Below are 21166 nucleotides of genomic sequence, written 5' to 3'. Positions count from 1 at the left end.
GGTGTCGTCGGCCCGTGCACATCCGGCGGACAAGCAGGAACATGGTCGTGTGAGGACGGGACCCATGGACGCTGCGTGAGGACCCATGGATGCTCCGCGCGAAGACCCGGACGCGCGCACGCCCACGGGGGCGCGCGCCCTCCTCGACGCGTCCTCCGACGCGGCGGCGGTGGTGTCCGGACGCGGTGTGGTGCTCGGCTGGACCCGGGCCGCGGAGGAACTCCTCGGCCACCGGGCGGCGGAGATCGTCGGCGGCTCGGCCGAGCGGCTGCTGGCGATGCCCGGCGATCCGGTGCGGGTGGCCGGTGTCCTGGAGCGCTGCCGGGCCGGCATGGGATGGAGCGGCCTCATCCCGGTACGGCATCGCGACGGCCGCCGTATCGACGTGGACCTGCGGGTCTCCGCGTCCTTCCGGATCGGCGCGGACGAGTGCTTTCTGCTCTCGGCGCGGGAGCGGCGGCAGCAGTGGGAGGTGGGCCAGTCCGTCCTCGACGGCTTCCTGATCCGCTCGCCGGTCGGCATGGCCGTGATGGACACGCAGCTGCGCTACGTCTGGCTGAACGACACCCTGGAACGCTTCGGCGGTGTGCCCCGTGCGCAACGGCTCGGCCGTCGGCTGAGCGAACTGCTGCCCGGGCTGCAGGCGGAGACCATCGAGGGCCTGATGCGCAAGGTCCTCGACACCGGCGTCCCGGTCACCGACTACGAGTACGTGGGCTGGAGTTGGGCCGATCCGCACCGCCGGCGCGCCTACTCGACCTCCTTCTTCCCCCTCGTGGACGCCGACGACTCGATCACCGGGGTCTGCTACATGGTCTCGGACGTCACCGAGCGGTGGACCGCCCGCCAGCTGTTGTCGCTGGTCAACGAGGCCGGGACGCGTATCGGTACCACGTTGGACGTGCTGCGGACGGCTCAGGAGCTCGCCGACTTCGCCGTTCCCCGCTTCGCGGACTTCGTCGTCGTGGACCTGCTGGAGCCCGTGTTCAGCTCCGAGGGGCACGGGGCCTGGCTCACCGACGCGGGGCCGGCACCCGCCAAGCCGGTCATGCGCCGGGCCGGAATGAACTCGGTGCGCGAGGGCTGCCCCGAGGCGGTGGCGCAGGTCGGGGACCGGGTGGACTTCCTGCCCCCGCCGCACGACGCGCATCTGCTCATCGACGGCGATCCGATCCTCATCCCGGTCCTCGACCCGTCCGACGAGCTGTGGGCCACCGAACAGCCCGAGCGGGCGGCCAGCATGCGCGAGTTCGGCCTGCACTCCCTCATCTCCGTGCCGATGCGGGCGCGCAACACCACCCTGGGCCTCACCACGTTCATCCGCTCGCTCAACCCCGTCTCCTTCCAGCCCGACGACGTCCTGGTCGCCCGGGAGCTGGTGGCCCGAGCGGCGCTGTGCGTCGACAACGCCCGCCGCTACACCCGGGAACACACGGCGGCGGTCACCCTGCAGCGCAGTCTGCTGCCGCAGGCCCTGACGGGCGGTACGGCGCTGGAGGTGGCCTCCTCCTATCTGCCGGCGGACCCGTCGGGCGGAGTCGGCGGCGACTGGTTCGATGTGATCCCGCTGTCCGGCGCCCGGGTCGGCCTCGTCGTCGGCGACGTCGTCGGCCACGGCATCACCGCGGCGGCGACCATGGGCCGGCTGCGCACCGCCGTACAGACCCTCGCCGACATGGAGATGCCGCCCGACGAACTGCTGGCCCACCTCGACGACCTCGTGCTGCGCCTGAGCGAGGAGCACCCCGACGGGAGTGCGGCCGAGGCGACCCACCGGAGCACGACCGCCTTCCTCGGCGCGACCTGCCTGTACGCCGTCTACGACCCGGTCACCAGGCGCTGCACGATGGCCCGTGCCGGGCATCCGCCCCCGGTCGTCGTCGCACCCGACGGGCAGGTCACCTTCCCCGAACCCCCTGCCGGGCCGCCGCTCGGGCTGGGCGGCATCGCCTTCGAGTCCTGCGAGATCGAGCTCGCCGAGAACAGCCTGCTCGGCCTCTACACCGACGGCCTCGTCCAGGCGGCCGACCGCGACATGGAGCGGGGCATGTCCCGGCTCGGCGACCTGCTGTCCCGGCGCGACCTCGACCTCGGCACCCTGTGCTCGTCCGCGGTGCGCCGGCTCGTGCCCGGGCCGCAACCCGACGACATCGCCCTTCTCCTGGCACGCACCCACGCCCTGGGTGCCGACCACGTCGTCTCCTGGGACGTGCCCGTGGACCCGGCCGCCGTCGCCGACATCCGGGCCCGGGCGACCCGCCAGGTGGAGGCGTGGGGCCTCGAGGAACTGGCCATGACGACGGAGCTGATCGTGAGCGAGCTGGTCACCAACGCGATTCGCTACGCCGAACCGCCCATTCGCCTACGGCTGCTCCGCGACTGCCGCCTGACCTGCGAGGTCTCCGACGCGAGCCATACCGCTCCGCGGTTGCGGCATGCTCGGAGCATGGATGAGGGTGGGCGTGGGCTGTTTCTGGTGGCTCAGCTTGCTCATCGCTGGGGGGCTCGCTATACGGGTGACGGGAAGATCATCTGGGCTGAGCAGGAGATCGCCTAAGAGCCCCGCGCCCCTTTGGGTTGGCTGCCAGGGTTGGCTCGTACGCCGACCACCGCCACTGCCGCGCCGACGACGCACAGCACGCCGGCCACCAGCACCGACGTGTGCACGCCGTTCATGAAGGCCTCGTGGCTGCGCCGTCTGTGCGGGCACGCCGGCGGAGGTCAGTTCGCCGGTCAGGGTGGAGCCGACCCGGCGTGCTGATGAGGGACACCGGCACGGAGGCGCCGAGCGCGCCGCCGATCTGCAACGCGGTCGCCTGCAGGCCGCCCGCCACACCGCCGTCCTGCACCGGAGCGTTGCCGACGATCGCGTCGGACGAGGACGACATCACCATGCCGACATCCAGGCCGGCCGGGGACGCCACCGCCACCGAGCCGTCGGGCGCGTACCGCCACGGCAGGCCGCCGTTCGCGACCTGCGTGCCGACGCCGGCCGGCGTGAAGAACGCGGGGATGCCCGCGCCGCCCGCCCGCGCGCAGCCGCTCGGCTGGCGTGCCCTGCGGCACGAGTTCCACCTCCAGTTCCCCGGACAGGTACTGGCGGGCGAACTCCTTGTTCTCGCCCACGTAGGAGCCGGTGACCCGGGCGATCCGGCCCGCCGCGAGCAGTACGCCCAGACCCCGCCCGTCCACGCCGCAGTTGTTCGACACGACCTTCAGACCGGTCGCGCCCTGTGCGTGCAACGCCTCGACGAGGACCGCCGGGATGCCGCTGAGACCGAAGCCGCCGACGGCCAGCGACGCGCCGTCGGGGATGTCGGCGACCGCGTCGGCGGCGCTCTCACAGACCTTGTTCACACAGGTGCCTTTCTGGGCTTGACGGGGGCGACGGGGGACGGGGGACGGCTCAGGAACGCAGCGCGTCCGAGAGGGACTTGACGCCGCCGTGCGCGGTGAGACCTCCGTCCACGGGGATCTCGGCGCCGGTGATGAAGGACGCCTCGGCCGAGAGCAGGAACACCACGAGCGGGGTGATCTCGTCCACGGTGCCCGTGCGGCCGAGCGGCGTCTCGCGGATGTTCGCCGCGCGGAAGGCGGGAGCCGCGGAGGCGGTCATGTCGGTCTCGATGTAGCCGGGGTGGATGGTGTTGACGCGGATGCCGCGGGGCCCGAGTTCGGTCGCCGCCGCCTTCGACAGGCCCCGCAGCGCCCACTTGCTGGCCGTGTAGGCGACCGGGTAGTGGCCGGTGAGCGCGGCCGTCGAGCCGACGTTGACGATGGATGAGCCCGGCGGCATCAGCGGGGCGAGGTGCTGGATGCCGAGCAGCGGGCCGGTGACGTTGACGGCGTGGACGCGGTCGAAGTCCTCCGGGCGTACGTCGCCGAGGCGGGCGCGCCAGGTGATGCCCGCGTTGTTCACCAGCCCGTGGACACCGCCGTACGACTCCCGTAGCTCGGCGGTGAGTTCGGCCCACTCCTGGTCGCTGGTGACGTCGAGGCGGCGGCAGCCGGGGGCGTCCGTCACATCGGTGGCGATCACCCGGGCGCCCTCGCGGGTCAGTGCCTCGGCCTCGGCGGCGCCCTGGCCGCGGGCGGCTCCCGTCACCACGACGACCTTGCCGAGGAGCCTCTTGGTGTGCAGGTCGGTCACGGCCGCTCCCGGGGCCGACGTCGAGCGACCGGCACCGGCACCGGATCAGGGCCGGTCACCACGGTGTTGGACACGGAACCGATGCCCTCCACGGTGAGCGTCACCGTGTGGCCGGGCTTCAGCGGCGGCGGGTCCGGCCGGCCGCGCACACCCCACAGCTCGGCCAGGCAGCCGCCGTTGCCGCAGGTGCCGGAGCCGAGCACGTCCCCGGGACGTACCCAGGTCCCGCGCGAGGCGTAGGCGACCATCTCCTCGAACGTCCAGCTCATGTTGGACAGCAGGTCCTCGCCGACCACCTCGCCGTTCACCGCTGCGGTGAGCGCCAGACGCAGGAAACCGTCGGCGTCCCGGTACGGCTCCAGCTCGTCGGCGGTGACGAGGTACGGGCCGAGGGTGGTGGCGGTGTCCTTGCCCTTGCAGGGGCCCAGGCCCACCTTCATCTCCGCCGACTGCAGGTCACGGGCGGACCAGTCGTTGAAGACCGTGTAGCCGATGATGTGGTCGCGGGCCCGCTCGGGCGTGAGGTCGCGGCCTTCTCGGCCGATCACGGCGGCGACCTCCAGCTCGAAGTCGAGCACGGCCGACCCCGGAGGCACGGGGATGTCGTCGTGCGGGCCGTACACCGCGTAGGGGTTGGTGAAGTAGAACGTCGGGGCCGCATACCACCGCTCCGGCACTCCGGCGGCCCCGTCCACCGAGCGTCGTACGCCCTCCACATGCTCCTCGAAGGTGACGAAGTCCCGCACGGTGGGCGGCTGGAGCGGCGGCAGCAGCCGTACCTCGGAGGTGTGCGGACCGGCCGGCACGTCGAGTGTCGCGGCGCCCGCTTCGAGCAGGGCGGGCAGACCGCCGCCCTCGGCGAGCAGGCCGGTCAGGGAGCGGACCGCGGGCAGCGGGTGGAGCGTGCCGTCCTCGTCGACGACGGCCACCTGGGTTCGGTCGCGGTACTCGTACGTGGCGAAGCGCATGGGAGGGGTCCGTTCCTGTCGGCGGGGCGGCGGGTGGGCGGGTACGGCGGGCCCGGGGGCGCGGCGGGCAGTCAGGGCAGTGACAGGGAGTCGCCGCGCCCCCGGAGCTGTGGCGGTCCGGGGTGGTGGGGGATCAGACCGGCGGGGCGACGAAGACGCCGCGGTCGACGTCGTTGAACGACTCCTTGGCGATCAGTTCGTTCATCGGGTTCGCCGTGCCCCACTGGTCGGTGACCTCGGGCTGGGAGAAGTCGTAGACGTGGGGGTGCCAGGTGTCCTCGTCCAGCTCCTCCAGCTCGGTGGTGTACTCGACGGTGTTGCCGTGCGGGTCGAGGAAGTAAGTGAAGGTGTTGTCGCCCGCCATGTGCCGGCCGGGACCCCAGATCTTGCGGATGCCGGCCCGCATCACCCGGCCGGAGCCGCGCATGTACTCGTCCAGGCCGCGCATCTCGAAGGAGACGTGGTGCAGCGAGGTGTGCGGGCCCTTCGCGAGCGCCATCGAGTGGTGCTGGTTGCTGATCCGCATGAAGTGCATGACCTCGCCCATGTGGGGCGAGCTGAGCGTGTCGCTCAGCCGGAAGCCGAGGTGGCGCTCGTACCACTGGCGCGTCTTGTCCAGGTCCGGGGAGTTGAGGACCACGTGGGAGAGGCGGACCGGGATCGCCTCCTTCTCCTCGATCCTGCGGTGCCGCCGTGCCCGGACGTCGGCGGAGACCTCGATGGTGCGGCCGTCGACGTCGAAGAAGCGGAAGCCGTACCCGCCTCCGAGGGTGTCGAGCTTGCCCGGCTGCGAGACCAACTGCACGCTGTCCGCGAGCAGTTGCTCGGCGAGGGTGTCGACGTCGGCCGGGCTGCCCGCCCCGTAGGAGACGAGGTCGAGGCGCTTCTCGTCGGCCTTGCGCAGCCGTACGACGTACTGCTCGGGGCTGCCCTCGGCGGCCAGGAACGAGATGCCGGAGTCCTCGGCGACGTTGGTCAGGCCCCAGACGCCGGCGTAGAAGTCGAGCTGCTTGTCGTAGTCGGGTACGGCGAGGTCGACGTGGCGCAGGTGGGTGAGCAGACGGTTGCTCATGGGGGGGTGCCCCTATGGGTTTCGTCAAGCTGATGGGGCGGGTTGGGGGTCGTAGAAGGTGCCGTCGCGGAGCATCGCGAAGAGTACGTCGGCTCGTCGTCTCGCGAGGCAGAGGAGGGCTTGGGTGTGGTGTTTTCCCTGGCTGATCTTCTTGTCGTAGTAGGTCCGGGAGGCCGGGTCGGCCAGAGCCGCGAACGCGGACAGGAAGAAGGCCCGTTTGAGCTGCTTGTTTCCGCGGCGGGATGGTTGTTCGCCGCGGATCGAGGAGCCAGAACTGCGGGTTGTGGGGGCGAGGCCGGCGTAGGCGGCGAGGTGGGCGGCGGTCGGGAACGAACGGCCGTCGCCGACGTCGATGAGGATGCGGGCTCCGGTCCTGACGCCGATCCCCGGCATGGACGTCAGGACCTTGGAAAGAGGGTGGTTCTCCAGCAGTTCCTTCGATCCGGGTGGCCAAGAGTTTCCGCTGGTCAAGCACCGCTCGGAGCGAGTTGGCGAGGCTGGGGACGATCAGAGCGGCCGCGTCGGTGCCCGGGACGACGACGGTCTGTTCGTCCAGTGCGGTGAAGATGTCCTCGACGAGCCGCTCGGCCATCCGCGGTGCCTTCGGGCGTATCAACGCAATGAGCCGTCGGCGTCCGGCTTTGCGGATCTGGGCCGGGGAGCCGAACTGGTCGAGGAGCTTGAGCACGGCCGGGTGTTGGACGCGTGGGCCCAGGATCCGTTCCAGCGACGGGTGGATCTGGGTGAGCAGGCCCCGCAGGCGGTTGCTGATGCGGGTTGCTTCGCCGGCCAGGTCGTCGTCGAAGCCGACGATCATCTCCAGCTCGGCGATGGTCTCGTCCTGGAGGTCGACCGAGCGGAGCGTGTGAGGCATGACGCGGGCCGCGTCTGCGATGACGAACGCGTCGCGGGCATCTGTCTTGGCCTCGCCGGGATAGAGGTCGGCGATCCGCCGCATCGTCAGGCCGGGCAGATAGGCGACCGGGCAGCCCATGTCCCGGGCCACCGCCAGCGGCAGAGCCCCGATCGAGGCCGGCTGGTCGACCACCACGAGCACGGTCCCGTGCTTGGCCTGCAGTTTGCCGAACACTTCGCGGAGCTTCGGCTCGCTGTTGGGCAGCCGCTTGTCGAAGGCCTTCTTCCCGGCCGGGGTGACGGCGGTGGCGTGGTGTTCGCCCTTGCCGACGTCCAGGCCGAGGAAAGCGCCGATGTCACTGACGTCGATCACGTGCGTCCTTCGGTCGTCCTCGCCCGGCCGTCCCACGGCACCGATCGCCACATCCACATTACGAAGAGCCTCCCGACCTGCGAAGAAGCCGGTGGTCATGCCCCTAATCAGCGGTCTGTCGATGCCTCCGGAGCCGGTGACACCACCCCCCAAGACATGCGATCGACAGGGGGAGAAAGTCATGCCAACTCCGAAGGCCGGGCGCCCCATTGCGGGGCTACCAAAAAGGTAATGGGGGGGCCTCCTCAGGCGAGGTTCAGCAGGGCGGTGGCGTTGCCGCCCCGCACCGCGTGGAAGTCGTGGTCGGGCAGGTCCGCTGCGCGCAGGGCGGCCAGCGGGTCGTCGGTGCCCATGTCGAAGGGGAAGTCGGAGCCGAGCAGGACACGGTCGGCGCCGGCGACGCGGATCAACTCCCGCAGGACGTGCGGGTCGTGGACGAGCGAGTCGAAGTACAGCTGCTTCAGATAGCTGCTCGGCTCCCGGGAGCAGGCCCGGGCGTCGGGGCGGGCCCGCCAGGCGTGGTCCGAGCGGCCGATGTGGGTGGGGAGGTACCCGCCCCCGTGCGCGGCCACCAGCTTCAGTCCGGGGTGCCGGTCCAGGGCTCCGGAGAAGATCAGATGGGAGAGCGCGACGGCGTTCTCGGTGGGCTGCCCGACCGTGTTGGACAGGTACCACTGGTCCAGGCGCTCGTCGAGCGTGCAGCCGAAGGGGTGCAGGAAGACGACGGCGCCGGTCTCCTCCGCGCGTGCCCAGAAGGGCGCGAGCCGCGGATCGGACAGCTCCACTTCCCGTGCCCCGCCCGGCCCCTGGGCGTGCGAGGAGATCTCCACGCCCCTCAGCCCCTGGTCCAGCGCGTGGTCGAGCAGCGTGACGGCGAGGCCGGGGTGCTGGAGGGGGACCATGCCGAGGCCGTGCAGTCGGTCGGGGGCCTTGGCGCAGTGCGCGGCGGTGCCCTCGTTGGCCAACCGGCAGATGCTCTCGGCAAGTTGGGGGTCGGCCCAGTAGTGGTAGTGGCCCGGCGAGGGGCTCACCAGCTGGACGTCGACGCCGGCCGCGTCCATCGCCGCCAGGCGCACGTCGACGTCCGTCAGCTTCGGCACCCGGGCGCCCACCATGGGGCCGTTCACGGCGAGGGCCGCCGAGCCGTTGCGGCGGGCGTCGAGGGCGCGGGCCTCGGCGAGTCCGGCGTGACCGGCGACGGCCTCCTCGATCTCCGGGAGCAGGAGGTGGGCGTGGACGTCGATGGTCGGCGCAAAGGACGCGGTGGCGGTCACGGGCGCTCCTTGAGGATGTTCATGGTGCGGCCCACCAGCCCGGCCATGTCGGCGTCGCGCACGCGGGCCAGCTGCCACTGGCCGATCTGCACGGACGCCTCCACGACAGTGCGCACCCGGGGGAGGCGGCGGTCGTGGTAGGCCTGGAACAGCTCGTCGTCCCAGTCCCGTCCGCTGGTGAGCAGCTCGGCGAGCACGGAGGCGTCCTCCAGGGACATCGCCGCGCCCTGGGCCATGGTGGGCGGGCAGCAGTGGGCGGCGTCGCCGATGAGCACGACCCGGCCCCGGTGCCAGGAGCCCTCGACCAACAGGCGGTCGAACCAGGCATAGTTGACCTTCTTCGGGTCGTTGATGTGCTCGGTGATCTCCGGCCAGACCCCGCCGTAGCCCTGCGCCAGGCGGCGCATCTCGTCGGCGTAGGTGTCCGGGTCGATGGAGGCGCGGTCGCGGCACGCCTCGACGACGTAGGCGTAGATGGTGTTCTCGCCGGTGGGGGTGTAGCCGGCGATGTAGGCCGGGCCGCCGTAGGCGAGGTCGGTGCGGGTGACGCTCTCGGGCCGTGGGGTGGCGATGCGCCAGATGGCCATGCCGGTGGGCTCGGGTTTGTCGGTGATGCCGATCGCGGCGCGGGTGGCGGAGTTGAGGCCGTCGGCGCCGATCACCAGGTCGTAGCGGCCCTCGCCGCCGTCGCTGAAGCGCACCGAGACGCCGTCGGCGTCCTGCTCCAGCGACTCGGCGGTGGTGCCGAGCCGGACCGTGGCGCCGGAGGCGCGGACCGCGTCGATGAGGATCCGCTGGAGCTGGGGGCGCTGCATGCCGAGGGTGGCGGGCAGGTCGGGGCCGCCGGTCTGGATGTCCTCGGCGACGAACAGGACGGTGCCGTCCGGGGCGGTCACGCCGAGCGAGCCGAAGGGGTATCCGGAGGCTTCCACCTGGTCCCACACGCCCAGTTCGCGCAGCACCCGCAGGGCGTTGCCCTGGAGGGTGATGCCGGAGCCGGTGGTGGCGTTCCAGTCGGGCTTGGCCTCGATCAGGTCGACGGTGATGCCGGCGCGGCGCAGCAGGATGGTGACGGCGTTGCCGGAGGCGCCCCCGCCGATGACGAGGACGGTAGGAGTGGGGCGGTCAGCCATGGCGGGGATACCTCCCGAGGTTGGGCCGCGCGGCTTCGAGCGGCGGGGGTGCGGCTCGCCCGCTGGGAAGGCGGGCCAGAGGTGGGGACGGGGGCCAGGGGTGGGATGAGGGGGCGGATGCGCCGCTGCTGTCCGGGGAGGTCGGCGCATCCGGCGGCCGAGCGGCTACTTGACGGCGACAGGGTTGACGGGGGAGCCGACGGCCCCGGTGATGGGCAGCGGCGCGGCGGTCAGCCAGAACTCGTACACGCCGTCCGCCGCGCAGTCCGCGGCGAGCGCCTCCGGGTCCCACATCTCGCCGATCAGCAGCCCCATGTTGGGGATGACGACCTGGTGCAGCGGCTGGAAGGCGTTCTCGAATTCGTTGGGCCGCACCTCGAAACCCCAGGTGTCGGTGGCGACGGCGGCGATCTCGGTGCGGTGCAGCCAGCCGGCCGCGGTGAACGACAGCCCCGGCGCGGGCCCACCCGCGTACTCGCCCCACCCGTCACGGCGCACCCGGGCCAGCTGCCCGGTCCGTACGACGACGATGTCACCGCGGCCCACGGACACCCCGTGGGCTTCGGCGGTCGCGGTCAGATGCTCCTCGGTGACGGCGAACCCGTCGGGCAGCTCACCGCCCTCGCCGATGACCCGGCCCACGTCCAGCAGCACACCGCGCCCGGCGACGTACGGCGCCATGTGCTCGATGCCGGTGACGAGGTCGCCGTCGGAGGTGACGACCTTCTCGGCCTTGCGCCCGTTCCAGGCGTTGCCGTGGTCGAAGATGTGCCCGAGCCCGTCCCACTGCGTGGAGCACTGCAACGGCATCGCGATCACGTCGTCGGCGCCGCCGATGCCGTGCGGGAAGCCCTGGTTGCCGAGGGCCGCGTCGGTGCCGGTGTCGAGCATCGTGTGCACGGGGTTGGTGCGCCGGCGCCAGCCCTTCTGCGGCCCGTTCATGTCGAACCGCTGCGACAGCGAGAAGCTCACGCCCCGCCGTACGAGCGCGGCGCCCTCCCGGCGCTTGGCCTCGTCGAGGAAGTTGAGGGTGCCGAGCACGTCGTCCTCGCCCCAGCGCCCCCAGTTGGAGTACGCCTTGGCGGCCTCGGCGATCGCGCCCTCGGGGTCGTGCCGGTCCAGGCTCACGACGTCCCCTCCACGCACCGCGTGCGCTGCACGCCCAGACCGGTGATCGAGCCCTGCATGACGTCGCCGTCGCGCAGCAGCCGTCCCCAGTGGATGCCGTTGCCGGCCGGGCTGCCGGTCAACACGAGGTCTCCCGGCAGGAGTCGGGCGGTCTGCGAGATGTACGACACCAGCCGCGCGATGCCGAAGAGCATGTCCTTGGTGGACTCGTCCTGCATGGTGTCGCCGTTGAGCCTGAGGGTGACCCGCAGATCACCGGGATCGGCGATCGACTCGGCCGGCACCAGCCACGGGCCGAGCGGGGTGAAGCCCGGCGCGTTCTTGCAGCGCAGCCAGTCGGTGCCGATGGCCTTCATGTCCCGGCGGAAGACGGTGGCGCGATCGGTGAGGTCGTTGGCGATCGTGTACCCGGCGACGTACTCCATGGCCTCCTCGACGGAGACCCGGTACGCGGGCTTGGCGATGACGGCCGCCAACTCCAGCTCCCAGTCCGGCTGTTCGGCCCAGGAGGGGAGTACGACGTCGTCGTACGGTCCCGCGATGGTGGTGGGCAGGCCGATGAACACGTACGGCAGGTCCTCGGCGGCCCGCCGGTCCATGACGGCGGCGATCTCGGCCCGCGCCTCCTCGACCGTGCGCGGGTCGTCGGGGGAGCGGTGGGCGACCTCCAGGTCGATCACGTGCTGCCGGTAGTTGGCGCCGGACTGGAAGATCTGCCGGGGCTCGACGGGGGCGTGCACCCGCAGCCCCTCCAGCGCCTGCCACTCGTGCGCGTCGTCGTCCGCCAGGGCGTGCAGCAGGGGGAGCGTCTTTTCCCACCGTTCCAGTACGGCACGCACGTCGGCGGGTGCCGAGTCCAGGGCGCCGCTCAGGTCGAGCACCCGGCCCCTGGCGAGGAGACCGGGGAAAGGCTCCCCGTCCGGGGTGGAGAACGTGCCGAGCGCGAACGGGCCGGCAGGTTGCGCGAGCGTTGCCATGATTTCCTCCTGCTGGGTTGCGGTCTACTCTGACCTCGATCGGACAATCACGGAAATCAATCTTGTGGATGCGCCGAATCCACGACATGGATGGCTTTCGCTTGCTAGGTGGTGCCCGGTGAACCTGTCCCGACTCGACCTCAACCTGGTCGTCGCCCTGCGCGCGCTACTGGAGGAGCGCAATGTCACCAGAGCCGGCGAGCGCATCGGACTGAGCCAGCCAGCGATGAGCGCGGCGCTGTCCCGGCTGCGCCGCCATTTCGACGACGAATTGCTCGCCCGGACCGGGAACTCCTACGAACTGACGCCGCTCGGCGTGGCGTTGCGGGACCGCAGCGCCACCGCGTGCGACCTGCTGGAGCGCGTCTTCGCCAGCCAGGCCGAGTTCGACCCGACCGCCGAGGCCCGCGAGTTCACGCTGCTCGCCTCGGACTACGGCGCGGCCGTGTTCGGCGCCGCGCTCGCCCGCGCCGTGCACCACGAGGCGCCCGGCATCCGGCTCACCTTCCAGCACCCGGCGCCCTCCGTCCAGGAGAACACCGGGGCACTGCTGAGCACCGTCGACGGACTGCTGATGCCGCACGGCGTCATCGACGGCTTCCCCGCCGTCGACCTCTACCAGGACCGCTGGCTGTGCATGGTCGCCGACGACCACCCCGAGGTGGGTGACGCACTCACCCTCGACCACCTGGCCCGCCTGCCCTGGGCCGTCTACCAGCGGCCCTACGACGCCCCGGCCGCCCGCCAGTTGAGCATGCTCGGCATCAGCCCCCATGTGGAGGTCTCCGTCCAGACCTTCCAGCTGCTGCCGCACATGATCGAGGGCACCCGCCGGGTCGCGATGATCCAGGAGCGGCTGGCCCGCAGGGCGGTGCGCTCGGCGGGGGTGCGGGTTCTGCCGTGTCCCTTCGAGGCCGTACCGGTGCAGGTGGCGCTGTGGTGGCATCCGCTGCACGCTCAGGACGCGGCGCATATCTGGCTGCGGCGGAAGGCGGCGGAGGTGGGGGCGACGCTTACGGAGGGGGGCTGAGGTGCCCCGCTGCGAGTGCCGCGACGGGTTGCCGTTCGGCTGCGGCTTACGTCGTGGCCGGTCGCGGCCACGCGGCGGAGCCGCATATCGATACCGCCGCGCCCCTGGGGGCGTTGCCGGGCCGTCAGACCAGTTGTTCCGGCGACGGCCGCGGAGCAACGGCCGTCGGCCGACGCCTCGATGCCGCCCACAACCCCGCCGCCACCAACGCCGCGGCCACCCCCAGCAACCCCACCGCCCCCGCGAGGCTCCTCACCGCCGACTCCCCGGCGAGCAGCACCAGCGGGCAGACGAACTCGCCGCCGAAGAAGGCCGCCATCCACAGTCCCGTGCCCCGGCCGCGGTCCTCGAAGGCCAGCCGGGACATGGCACTGGTGAGGAGGGCCGGCAGCAGCATCCCCGTACCCAGGCAGTTGATCACCGCTCCGACGACCAGCAGCGGCGCGCCGCCCGCCAGGAACATCACCCCGAAACCGGCGGCGCAGACCGCGAAGACGGCGGGCAGCATGGGGTCGGGGGCCCGCTTCAGCCGGGCGAACGTGATCGCGCCGCCCACGGTCGCGGCACTCGCGATCGCGGTGGCCAGGCCGATCACACCGGAGCTTTCCACGCCGAGGTCGTCGAGCAGGTACGCCATCTCCACCGGGACGGTGTAGAAGACCATCGCCCCGAAGAAGGTGAGGGCGCAGATGCCCGCCAACTGCCGCCGGGGAAAGGACCGGCGGACCCCGTGGCCCGCGGCCTCGGCCGGGGTCTCATCGGTGGTCGCCCGGCCCGCCGGGCTGGGCAGGGCGGACGCCATCAGCGGGGCGAGGACCAAGCTCACGGCGTAGACCCAGAAGGGCACCTTCCAGCCCGCCGCGCCCATGGCACCGCCGAGCACGAAGAAGACGGTGGCCGACGCCGAGGCGCACATGGTCTGCAGCGCGAGGTACTTCACCCGCCGGTGACCGCTGTAGTAGTCGCCGATCAGGGTGGTGCAGCAGGTCATGATCGCGGCCTCGGCGACGCCGACCAGGGCGCGGCTCGCGATGACGGCGCCCAGCGAGTCCAGCCAGAGCGGTGCCGTGCCGAACACGGCGTACAGCACGGTCGCGACGATCAGCAGGCGCTTGCGGCCCAGCCGGTCCACGATCACCCCGGCGAACGGCGCCAGCAGCGCCAGCGACAGCGCCGGAACGGTCAGCGCGAGCGGCACGAGTGCCTTGGCGCCCGGGGTCGAGGCGAAGTGGTCCTGCATCTTCGGCAGCACGGGGGCGATCAGCACCGCCCCCAGGATCGGCAGACAGCTGCCCGCCATCAGCAGGGTCACGCGCAACAGATGGGCCGGGCCGGAGACGGGCACGGGCGAGGCGGCGTCCTCGACATCGGCCGCGGCGGGAGGCGGGACGGAACCGGGCATGGAGACTCCAGGGAGGGGCGGGAATACGGGAGCGGGCATGCCTGTCACGGGCGCCTACGGCGCACGGCATGCTGTGGAGAGCCGCACGTGGCGGCTGGTCCGGACAGCGGCGTGCGGGTAGGACGACTATGAGCCGTCGGGTTCCCCGCCGCCATCCTCCGGGCGATCCGAATCCCGTATCCGCCTCATCCACGCCATGGATGGGGTGCTCGCCCGCCTCCGGCTGCTCACGGATCAGCCGGAGGCGGTCGCCACGGCGATGCCGAAGCCGATCAGTACGACGCCCGTGATCCGCCCGAGCGCACGGTGGACCCGTGGCCTGTGGAGGAAGGGACCGGCCTTGGACAGCAGGAGGACGTAGCTGCCCAGCCAGGTGAGGGTCAGGGCGGTGTGGAGGAGGACGAGGAGCGTCATGGCCAAGGCGGGGGGTAGGTGGGGCGGGGCCAGTGTGGGGAGCCGTCCGGTGTAGAAGACGGCGATCTTCGGATTGAGGACGTTGCTGACGAGGCCGGTCCGCCAGGGGTTCTCGACGCGGGATGGACCCTCGTCGGTATCGGCATCGGTATGGGCATCGGTATGGGCATCGCTATTGGTGGCGGTATTGGTGGCGGTATTGGTATCGCTCCGGGCCGTGGGTGCGGTGGGGCGGTTCTGCCACAGTGACTGCGCGCCGAGAAGTACGAGGTAGCCGGCGCCCAGGAGCTAGACGGCCAGGTATGCCCTGGGTGAGGCGGCCAGGACGGCCGCGAGTCCGGCCACGGTCGCCGCACCCCAGACGATCAGCCCGGTCGCGATCCCGCCCACGGTACGCAGCGCGTCCCTGGGCCCGGCCATGAGGGCACGGCGGGTCACCACCGCCATGTCCGGCCCCGGCACGACGGTCAGCAGGCCGAGCACACCGATCGCGGCCCCGAGATGGGTCAGCATGCGGTGGAGTGCGGGTCGGCGGTCGGGCCGCTCAGCACCGCGCGCAGACCGGCGAGCGCTGCGGCCCCGGAGGGACCCGAGGAAACCCCGAGCTCCGCGAGGCGGGCGGTGGCGTGGGCGCTGTCGCCGTCCGTGACGGCTACGGCAGCGTCCAGTCCGCCGTGCACAGGGCCAGGCGACGCTGGAGGCGCCGCGGGTGAGGCTTTCGAGGACGCAGGCCGCGGACTGCGGTTCCACCGACAGCGCCGGGGCCCGCTCGCAGGGGCGGCTGCGGTAGTGGGTGACGACGGCCGGGGCCGGCGAGCCCAGGCGGCGTCCTGGACCAGCACCGCGTCGGGCGCCGCAGCCGCGCGAGCCGCGGGGTGGACCGCCCAGGACGCACCCAGCGCTTCGAAGGCGGGCAGCCCCGGACGCCACGACTCCTCCCGTGCGTCGGCGGGTGCGGGAGCACAGCGCCGGCTGCGGGCTGCGGGCCCCGCGAGCCACGGCGGGGTGGGCGGGGAGGAAGCGTTGTCGGACACACGGCCAGGGTCTGCTGCCCTGCTGTGATCGGTCCAGCGAATGTTTTCGACCCATAGTCATCGGACAAGCCGATGAATGCGGGGGTCGGGGCCGGGATCCGGGAGCCGGGGCCGGGGGCCGGGGCTGGGGCCGGGAGGCTGCCCACGATTCGTCGATTCAGCTTCGGGACGGACAGGAGGCCGGGTCCGGCGATGTTCGACCTGCACCGACTGCGCCTGCTGCGCGAACTCAAGCACCGCGGCACGCTCGCGGCGGTCGCCGCCGCTCTGTCGTACGCCCCCTCCTCCGTCTCCCAGCAGCTTTCCCAGCTGGAGGCCGAGGTCGGCGTCCGGCTGCTGGAGCCGGTCGGGCGACGGGTGCGGCTGACCGAGCAGGCGGAGATCCTCGTCGCCCACACCGAAGCGGTTCTGGAGCGATTGGAGCGCGCGGAGGCGGACATCGCCGCGTCCCTGGCCGACCTGACCGGCACCCTGCGTATCGCCTCGTTCCAGACGGCCGCCCTGTCTCTGGTCCCGACCGCGCTGGGTTTGCTGCGCGACCGGCATCCGCACCTGCGCGTCCACGTCACGCAGATGGAACCGGAAAGGGCCCTGCCCGCCCTGCAGGCACGCGACTTCGACCTGGTCCTCGCCGAGGAGTACCCCGGCAACCCCAACCCGCGCCCCGCCGAACTCGAACAGGAGGACCTGCTCGACGACCCCCTGCGCCTCGCCCTTCCCCACCCCGCCGACGGCCTCGACACACGGTCCCCGACGGCGGCGCTGCGCTCACTCGCCGATCACCCCTGGGTCATGGAACCCGAGGGCACAGCCGCCCGGCACTGGGCGATGACCCTGTGCCGCAATGCCGGTTTCGAACCCGACGTACGGTTCGAGACCACCGACCTGCTGCTCCACGTCCGCCTCGTCGAGCAGAACCATGCCGCGGCGCTCCTCCCCGACCTCGTCTGGAACGGGTAGCCCCCGACGGTCCCTGTGCGGCAACTTCCGCGCGGCGAACGCACACGCCGCGTCTTCACCGTCGTACGCCGCGGCCGGGGCCGGCATCCCGCCATCCTGGCCTGCCGGGACGCCTTCCACCAGGCGTTCCACGGCTGACCGCACGGGCGTGCCGGGCCCGGATGCTTCCGGGCCCGGCATCGTGACTGCCCCTGAGGGTCAGCTTCTCCTTGTCCTTGTCACCCGTGCTGCTTCTTCGAGTGCTCCGAGTGCTTCGAGTGCTTCGAGTGCTTGGGGTGCTCGGGCTTCTTGGGGTGGGAGGGGTAGTGAGGCTTCGCCGGGAGCGCGGGCTTGGCCGGCAGGGCTGGCTTGGCCGGGAGTGCGGGCTTGGCCGGGAGTGCGGGCTTGGCGGGGAGGACGGGCTTGGCGGGGATTGCGGGTTTGGCCGGGAGCGCGGGCTTGGCCGGCAGGGCTGGCTTGGCCGGGAGCTTCGGCTTGGCCGGGAGTGCTGGCTTCGCGGGGAGTGCTGGCTTGGCCGGGAGTGCTGGCTTCGCGGGAAGCGCGGGCTTAGCCGGGAGTGCGGGCTTCGCGGGAAGCTTCGGCTTGGCCGGGAGTGCGGGCTTGGCGGGAAGTGCGGGCTTGGCCGGGAGCTTGGGCTTGGTCGGGAGCGCGGGCTTCGCGGGAAGTGCTGGCTTCGCGGGGAGTGCGGGCTTGGCCGGGATTGCGGGCTTGGCGGGGAGGACGGGCTTGGCGGGGATTGCGGGTTTGGCCGGGAGCGCGGGCTTGGCCGGCAGGGCTGGCTTGGCCGGGAGCTTCGGCTTGGCCGGGAGTGCGGGCTTCGCGGGAAGCTTCGGCTTGGCCGGGAGTGCGGGCTTGGCGGGAAGTGCGGGCTTGGCCGGGAGCTTGGGCTTGGTCGGGAGCGCGGGCTTCGCGGGAAGTGCTGGCTTCGCGGGGAGTGCGGGCTTGGCCGGGAGTGCGGGCTTGGCCGGAAGCTTGGGCTTGGTCGGGAGCGCGGGCTTCGCGGGAAGTGCCGGCTTCGCGGGGAGTGCGGGCTTGGCCGGGAGTGCGGGCTTGGCCGGGAGCTTGGGCTTGGTCGGGAGCGCGGGCTTCGCGGGAAGTGCCGGCTTCGCGGGGAGTGCGGGCTTGGCCGGGAGTGCTGGCTTGGCGGGGAGCGCGGGCTTGGCCGGGAGTGCTGGCTTCGCGGGAAGCGCGGGCTTCTCCGGCAGTGCCGGCTTCGCGGGGAGTGCCGGCTTGGCCGGAAGCTCGGGCTTGACCGGGTGTACCGGGTACGCCGGCTTGACCGGGTGGACCGGCTTGGCCGGAAGCTCCGGCTTGACCGGGTGTACCGGGTACGCCGGCTTGACCGGGTGGACCGGCTTGGCCGGAAGCTCCGGCTTCACCGGGTGCTCCGGGTACACGGGCTTGACCGGGTGCACCGGGTGGGCAGGCTTCTCGGGCTTGGCCGGGTGGGCCGGGTAGACCGGGTGGGCGGGCTTGATCGCGTGCACCGGGTGGTGGGCGGGCTTCGCCGGGTACGGCGGATGCGGGGTCTTGTGGTTGTCGTGGGCGTAGGCGGTACCCGCGCTCGTCAGCGCGGCTGCGGCGAGCGCCGTAGCCATGGCGGCCGACGCCAGAACGGATCGCCATCTCGGCGATGTCGTCATCTTCTCCACTCTCCTCGACTTGGTTCAGGGCCTCGTGACGGCTGGTCAGCACCAAGAGCCGGACAGTGGATGGATAGGAAATCGGTAGATATGCATAACACTGCGACGGTCATTAGTCACCGGATGGTGTAGCGCGGCACACCAGTTGGCCCGTGTGATGGGCCAACTGCCGGGACCGAGACCGAGGCCGCTCCATCAGGAGCCGGGAGCCGGGAGCCGGGAGCCGGGAGCCGGGAGCCGGGAGTCAGGAGTCAGGAGTCAGGAGCCAGGGACCAGGGACCAGGGGCTGGGAATCAGGAACGGTGGCCAGGACCTGGGAGCCGCCTCAGGACTGACGAACCGTCATGGGACCGATGCGCGAGGATCGCCCGGGTGAATGATCTACGTGTCCGCCCGGCGACCGAGGCCGGCCCACCGATCCTCGTCCGCCTCCGCGACGACGCGGCCCGCTGGATGTCGGCCCGGGGGATCACCGGGCAGTGGCGGCCGGGGGAGCTGACCGAGGGCCATTTCCGCCAGGTCATGGAGCATGGTGAGGTCTGGCTCGCGGAGGCCGGCGGGCTGTCGCCGGTGCCTGGGAGTTGTGGTGGGAGGACGAGGCCGCATGGGGCGCGCAGCCGCCCGTGGCCGGATACGTGCACAGGCTCATGGTCGACCGTTCCACCGCCGCGCCCGGGACGGGGGTGCGGCTGCTGAAGGCCGCGGAAGGCCGAGTTGCTGAGGTGGGACGGACGTGCGTGCGCCTGGACTGCTTGGCCGGCAACGCACAGCTCAACGCCTACTACCGGGACGCCGGTTACCGCGTCGTGGGGCACAAGCAGGGCAAGCCGCAGCCGGGCGGGGTGCCCAGGTCCTTCACGCTGCTGGAGAAGGTACTTCGGTAGGCGGGAGACCGGGGAGTTGCTCCCGAGTCCGAGTCCGAGTCCGATGCCGAGTCCGAGTCCGAGTCCGAGTCCGATGCCGAGGCCGAGTTCGAGTCCGAGGCGCGGCAAGCGTCAGGCGGCCGGCCGTACCAGGCCGGACTCGTAGGCATAGGTCACCGCCTGGACGCGGGCCCGGGCGCCGATCTTGGTGAGGATGTTGCTGACGTGCGTCTTGACGGTGGTCGGGGCGATGGACAGGCGTTCGGCGATCTCGGCGTTGGACCAGCCGGAGGCGACGGCGGCCAGGACGTCGCGTTCGCGTCCGGTGAGGGTGTCCAGGCCGTGTGCGTGCGGGCGGAGCCGGGGGCCGCGCTGCTGCCGGACGGCGTCGATCAGTTCGCGGGTCAGGCCCGGGGTGATGACGGCGTCGCCGGCGGCCACGATGCGGACCGCCGCCGTCAGTTCGTCCGGCGCGGCGTCGTCGAGGAGGAATCCGCCGGCTCCGGCACGCAGGGCGGCGTACGCGTATCTCTCTTGGCCGGCCGGGGTCAGGACCAGTACGCGGGGAGCGCGTCCTGCCGCGGGGCCGGGTTCGGCGATGCCGGCGGCGCGTGAGGGCTGTGCGATGCGTCGGATCGTGTCGATGCTGTCCGTCCGGGACAGGTCGCTGTCCATCACGACGATGTCCGGGCGGAGCTCGGTACTCGCCCGGACCGCCCCCTCCGCGTCCGTCGCCTCGCCTACGACCGTCAGGTCGGGCTCGGCCGCCAGGAGCATGCGCAGGGCGAGTCGGTGAAGGTATTGGTCGTGGACGACGAGTACGGAGACCATGACTGTCTTCTCCCTGGTGAAGCCGGTGGCCCGCGCTAAACGAAACGGTTTCGTACGCCAAGATTACCGCCGCTCATGTAAAGCCGGAGTACAGGAACTGGCTAGGGCTTCGCCCGGACCAGCCCGGCGTCGTAGGCCATGATCACGGCCTGGACGCGGTCACGCGCCCCGAGCTTGGCGAGGACCCGTCCGACGTGCTTGTTCACCGTGGACTCGGTGAGGACGAGCCGCTCGGCGATCTCCGCGTTCGTCCAGCCCTGGCCGATGGCGACCAGGACCTCCCGCTCGCGGTCGCTGAGGGGCCGCAGCCGGAGAGTCTCCGGGGCCCGGGGTGGGCCGTGGCGAGCACCTGATGGCGGCCCGCCGGCGGATGCCGACCAGGCCGTGGCCGGGGCCGTCGTGCTTCGTCCCTGCTGGTCACGGCGGTGCGGTTCGTCGTGCTGCGGCTGGCCGTCTTCCGGCGCTCTTGAGCCGCCCCGTCCCCCCGCCTCCTTCAGGAACAGGAAAGCGAACGGCACCGTGACCCACACCTCGCAAGACCCGTCGACCACCCCCACGAGCGCGCCTCCACCGGTCGCCGCCGGCCGCACGCTGCCCCGCTGGGCCGCCCCGGCCGCCCTCGGCGCGATCCTGCTGCCGGCCGCGGTCCTCTACGGCTGGGTACGCGTGGGCACGGGACGGGCCGGCCCCACCGCCGGAGGCACGAACCGGCCCGGCCGGACGAGCCCCTCGCCACCGCTTGCCGAAGGGACGCCGATCTGCGTGCCGGAGGTCGCCGACCAAGGGCTCGGCCTCTCCCCGGAAGCGGCCGAGCGGGTCTTCGAACGCTTCTACCGGGCCGACCCGTCCCGCTCCTCCGACCACGGCGGCTCCGGCCTCGGCCTCGCCATCGCGAGCGCGAGCGCCCAGGGCCACGGCGGCAGACTGGAACTGGAGACGGCCACCGGACACGGAAGCGTCTTCCGGCTGGTGCTGCCCGCGGGGCCACCACAGTGACCGTGCGCGACTCGCCTGAACCCCGCATCAGCACCGGCCTCCGCGTAGCCCCAGGGCTGTGAC

Annotated in this window: 14 protein-coding genes and 7 pseudogenes; 5 read left to right on the top strand and 16 right to left on the bottom strand. The window is 72.0% G+C overall.

The window, feature by feature from the left end:
- The first annotated feature begins 85 nt into the window (after positions 1-85).
- Complete coding sequence (locus tag QQM39_RS07260; protein WP_301995793.1) at positions 86-2557, top strand: SpoIIE family protein phosphatase; 2472 nt, start codon at positions 86-88, stop codon at positions 2555-2557.
- Here QQM39_RS07260 and QQM39_RS07255 read toward each other — a convergent pair.
- The 10 genes and pseudogenes from QQM39_RS07255 to QQM39_RS07210 form a co-directional block, all read right to left on the bottom strand.
- Positions 2554-2909 (bottom strand): annotated as a pseudogene (locus QQM39_RS07255) (MFS transporter); the annotation flags it as partial. The gene QQM39_RS07260 and the pseudogene QQM39_RS07255 overlap by 4 nt on opposite strands.
- A 3-nt stretch (positions 2910-2912) precedes the next feature.
- Positions 2913-3357 (bottom strand): annotated as a pseudogene (locus QQM39_RS07250) (CoA transferase subunit A); the annotation flags it as partial.
- 49 nt (positions 3358-3406) lie between these two features.
- Entirely contained in the window at positions 3407-4150 is a 744-nt protein-coding gene (locus tag QQM39_RS07245; RefSeq protein WP_301995792.1) for an SDR family NAD(P)-dependent oxidoreductase, read from the bottom strand.
- Positions 4147-5118 carry a fumarylacetoacetate hydrolase family protein gene (locus tag QQM39_RS07240; RefSeq protein WP_301995791.1) on the bottom strand — a complete coding sequence of 324 codons (972 nt, stop codon included), beginning with the start codon at positions 5116-5118 and terminating at the stop codon, positions 4147-4149. Before QQM39_RS07240 ends, QQM39_RS07245 begins: the two co-directional genes overlap by 4 nt.
- A 133-nt stretch (positions 5119-5251) precedes the next feature.
- Entirely contained in the window at positions 5252-6190 is a 939-nt protein-coding gene (locus tag QQM39_RS07235) for a VOC family protein (protein WP_301995790.1), read from the bottom strand.
- A gap of 24 nt (positions 6191-6214) precedes the next feature.
- Positions 6215-7418: pseudogene (locus tag QQM39_RS07230) on the bottom strand (IS110 family transposase).
- A 245-nt stretch (positions 7419-7663) separates the two neighbouring features.
- On the bottom strand, positions 7664-8692 hold the full coding sequence (locus QQM39_RS07225) for an amidohydrolase family protein (protein WP_301995789.1): 1029 nt from the start codon (positions 8690-8692) through the stop codon (positions 7664-7666).
- Positions 8689-9825 carry an FAD-dependent oxidoreductase gene (locus QQM39_RS07220; RefSeq protein WP_301995788.1) on the bottom strand — a complete coding sequence of 379 codons (1137 nt, stop codon included), beginning with the start codon at positions 9823-9825 and terminating at the stop codon, positions 8689-8691. Before QQM39_RS07220 ends, QQM39_RS07225 begins: the two co-directional genes overlap by 4 nt.
- Positions 9826-9990: 165 nt before the next feature.
- Positions 9991-10953, bottom strand: coding sequence for a cyclase family protein (locus QQM39_RS07215; protein WP_301995787.1), 963 nt, complete (start codon positions 10951-10953; stop codon positions 9991-9993).
- Positions 10950-11930: a fumarylacetoacetate hydrolase family protein gene (locus QQM39_RS07210; protein ID WP_301995786.1), complete on the bottom strand. Its 981-nt coding sequence runs from the start codon at positions 11928-11930 to the stop codon at positions 10950-10952. The genes QQM39_RS07215 and QQM39_RS07210 overlap by 4 nt, the downstream gene beginning before the upstream one ends.
- A 118-nt stretch (positions 11931-12048) precedes the next feature.
- Between QQM39_RS07210 and QQM39_RS07205 the strand changes: the two genes are divergently transcribed.
- Positions 12049-12960: a LysR family transcriptional regulator gene (locus QQM39_RS07205; protein ID WP_301995785.1), complete on the top strand. Its 912-nt coding sequence runs from the start codon at positions 12049-12051 to the stop codon at positions 12958-12960.
- A 124-nt stretch (positions 12961-13084) separates the two neighbouring features.
- On the opposite strand, the gene QQM39_RS07200 is transcribed toward QQM39_RS07205, so the two are convergent.
- From QQM39_RS07200 to QQM39_RS07190, 3 genes and pseudogenes are all read right to left on the bottom strand, one after another.
- Positions 13085-14362, bottom strand: a complete 1278-nt coding sequence (locus QQM39_RS07200) for an MFS transporter (protein ID WP_301995784.1) — start codon at positions 14360-14362, stop codon at positions 13085-13087.
- 234 nt (positions 14363-14596) lie between these two features.
- A pseudogene (locus QQM39_RS07195) lies at positions 14597-15289 on the bottom strand (LysE family translocator).
- A complete protein-coding gene (locus tag QQM39_RS07190; protein WP_301995783.1) occupies positions 15283-15456 on the bottom strand; it encodes a hypothetical protein in 174 nt (57 codons plus the stop codon). Before QQM39_RS07190 ends, QQM39_RS07195 begins: the two are co-directional and overlap by 7 nt.
- A 546-nt stretch (positions 15457-16002) precedes the next feature.
- On the opposite strand from QQM39_RS07190, the pseudogene QQM39_RS07185 reads away from it, so the two are divergent.
- Positions 16003-16908: pseudogene (locus QQM39_RS07185) on the top strand (LysR substrate-binding domain-containing protein).
- A gap of 80 nt (positions 16909-16988) precedes the next feature.
- Here the strand turns inward: QQM39_RS07185 and QQM39_RS07180 are convergent.
- The gene (locus QQM39_RS07180) at positions 16989-18413 is read right to left on the bottom strand and encodes a hypothetical protein (protein ID WP_301995782.1); all 1425 of its coding nucleotides are present in this window, start codon (positions 18411-18413) and stop codon (positions 16989-16991) included.
- A 372-nt stretch (positions 18414-18785) separates the two neighbouring features.
- Here QQM39_RS07180 and QQM39_RS07175 point away from each other — a divergent pair.
- Positions 18786-19297: pseudogene (locus tag QQM39_RS07175) on the top strand (GNAT family N-acetyltransferase).
- A gap of 111 nt (positions 19298-19408) precedes the next feature.
- Here the strand turns inward: QQM39_RS07175 and QQM39_RS07170 are convergent.
- Positions 19409-20107 carry a response regulator transcription factor gene (locus QQM39_RS07170; protein WP_301995781.1) on the bottom strand — a complete coding sequence of 233 codons (699 nt, stop codon included), beginning with the start codon at positions 20105-20107 and terminating at the stop codon, positions 19409-19411.
- A gap of 101 nt (positions 20108-20208) precedes the next feature.
- Positions 20209-20418 (bottom strand): annotated as a pseudogene (locus QQM39_RS07165) (response regulator transcription factor); the annotation flags it as partial.
- Positions 20419-20626: 208 nt separating this feature from the next.
- Between QQM39_RS07165 and QQM39_RS07160 the strand changes: the two are divergent.
- Positions 20627-21103 (top strand): sensor histidine kinase, encoded by a 477-nt coding sequence (locus tag QQM39_RS07160; protein ID WP_301995780.1) that lies wholly within the window; start codon positions 20627-20629, stop codon positions 21101-21103.
- Positions 21104-21166: the final 63 nt, after the last annotated feature.

Origin of the sequence: Streptomyces sp. DT2A-34 (assembly GCF_030499515.1) — a bacterium.
Lineage (GTDB): Bacteria > Actinomycetota > Actinomycetes > Streptomycetales > Streptomycetaceae > Streptomyces.
This window is presented reverse-complemented; position numbering and strand designations above follow the sequence as displayed.

Coding starts and splice junctions, on each gene's coding strand:
- QQM39_RS07260 (WP_301995793.1), top strand. CDS start 86: ATGGATGCTCCGCGCGAAGACCCGGACGCGCGCACGCCCACGGGGGCG.
- QQM39_RS07240 (WP_301995791.1), bottom strand. CDS start 5,118: ATGCGCTTCGCCACGTACGAGTACCGCGACCGAACCCAGGTGGCCGTC.
- QQM39_RS07235 (WP_301995790.1), bottom strand. CDS start 6,190: ATGAGCAACCGTCTGCTCACCCACCTGCGCCACGTCGACCTCGCCGTA.
- QQM39_RS07220 (WP_301995788.1), bottom strand. CDS start 9,825: ATGGCTGACCGCCCCACTCCTACCGTCCTCGTCATCGGCGGGGGCGCC.
- QQM39_RS07210 (WP_301995786.1), bottom strand. CDS start 11,930: ATGGCAACGCTCGCGCAACCTGCCGGCCCGTTCGCGCTCGGCACGTTC.
- QQM39_RS07200 (WP_301995784.1), bottom strand. CDS start 14,362: ATGCCCGGTTCCGTCCCGCCTCCCGCCGCGGCCGATGTCGAGGACGCC.
- QQM39_RS07180 (WP_301995782.1), bottom strand. CDS start 18,413: ATGACGACATCGCCGAGATGGCGATCCGTTCTGGCGTCGGCCGCCATG.
- QQM39_RS07170 (WP_301995781.1), bottom strand. CDS start 20,107: ATGGTCTCCGTACTCGTCGTCCACGACCAATACCTTCACCGACTCGCC.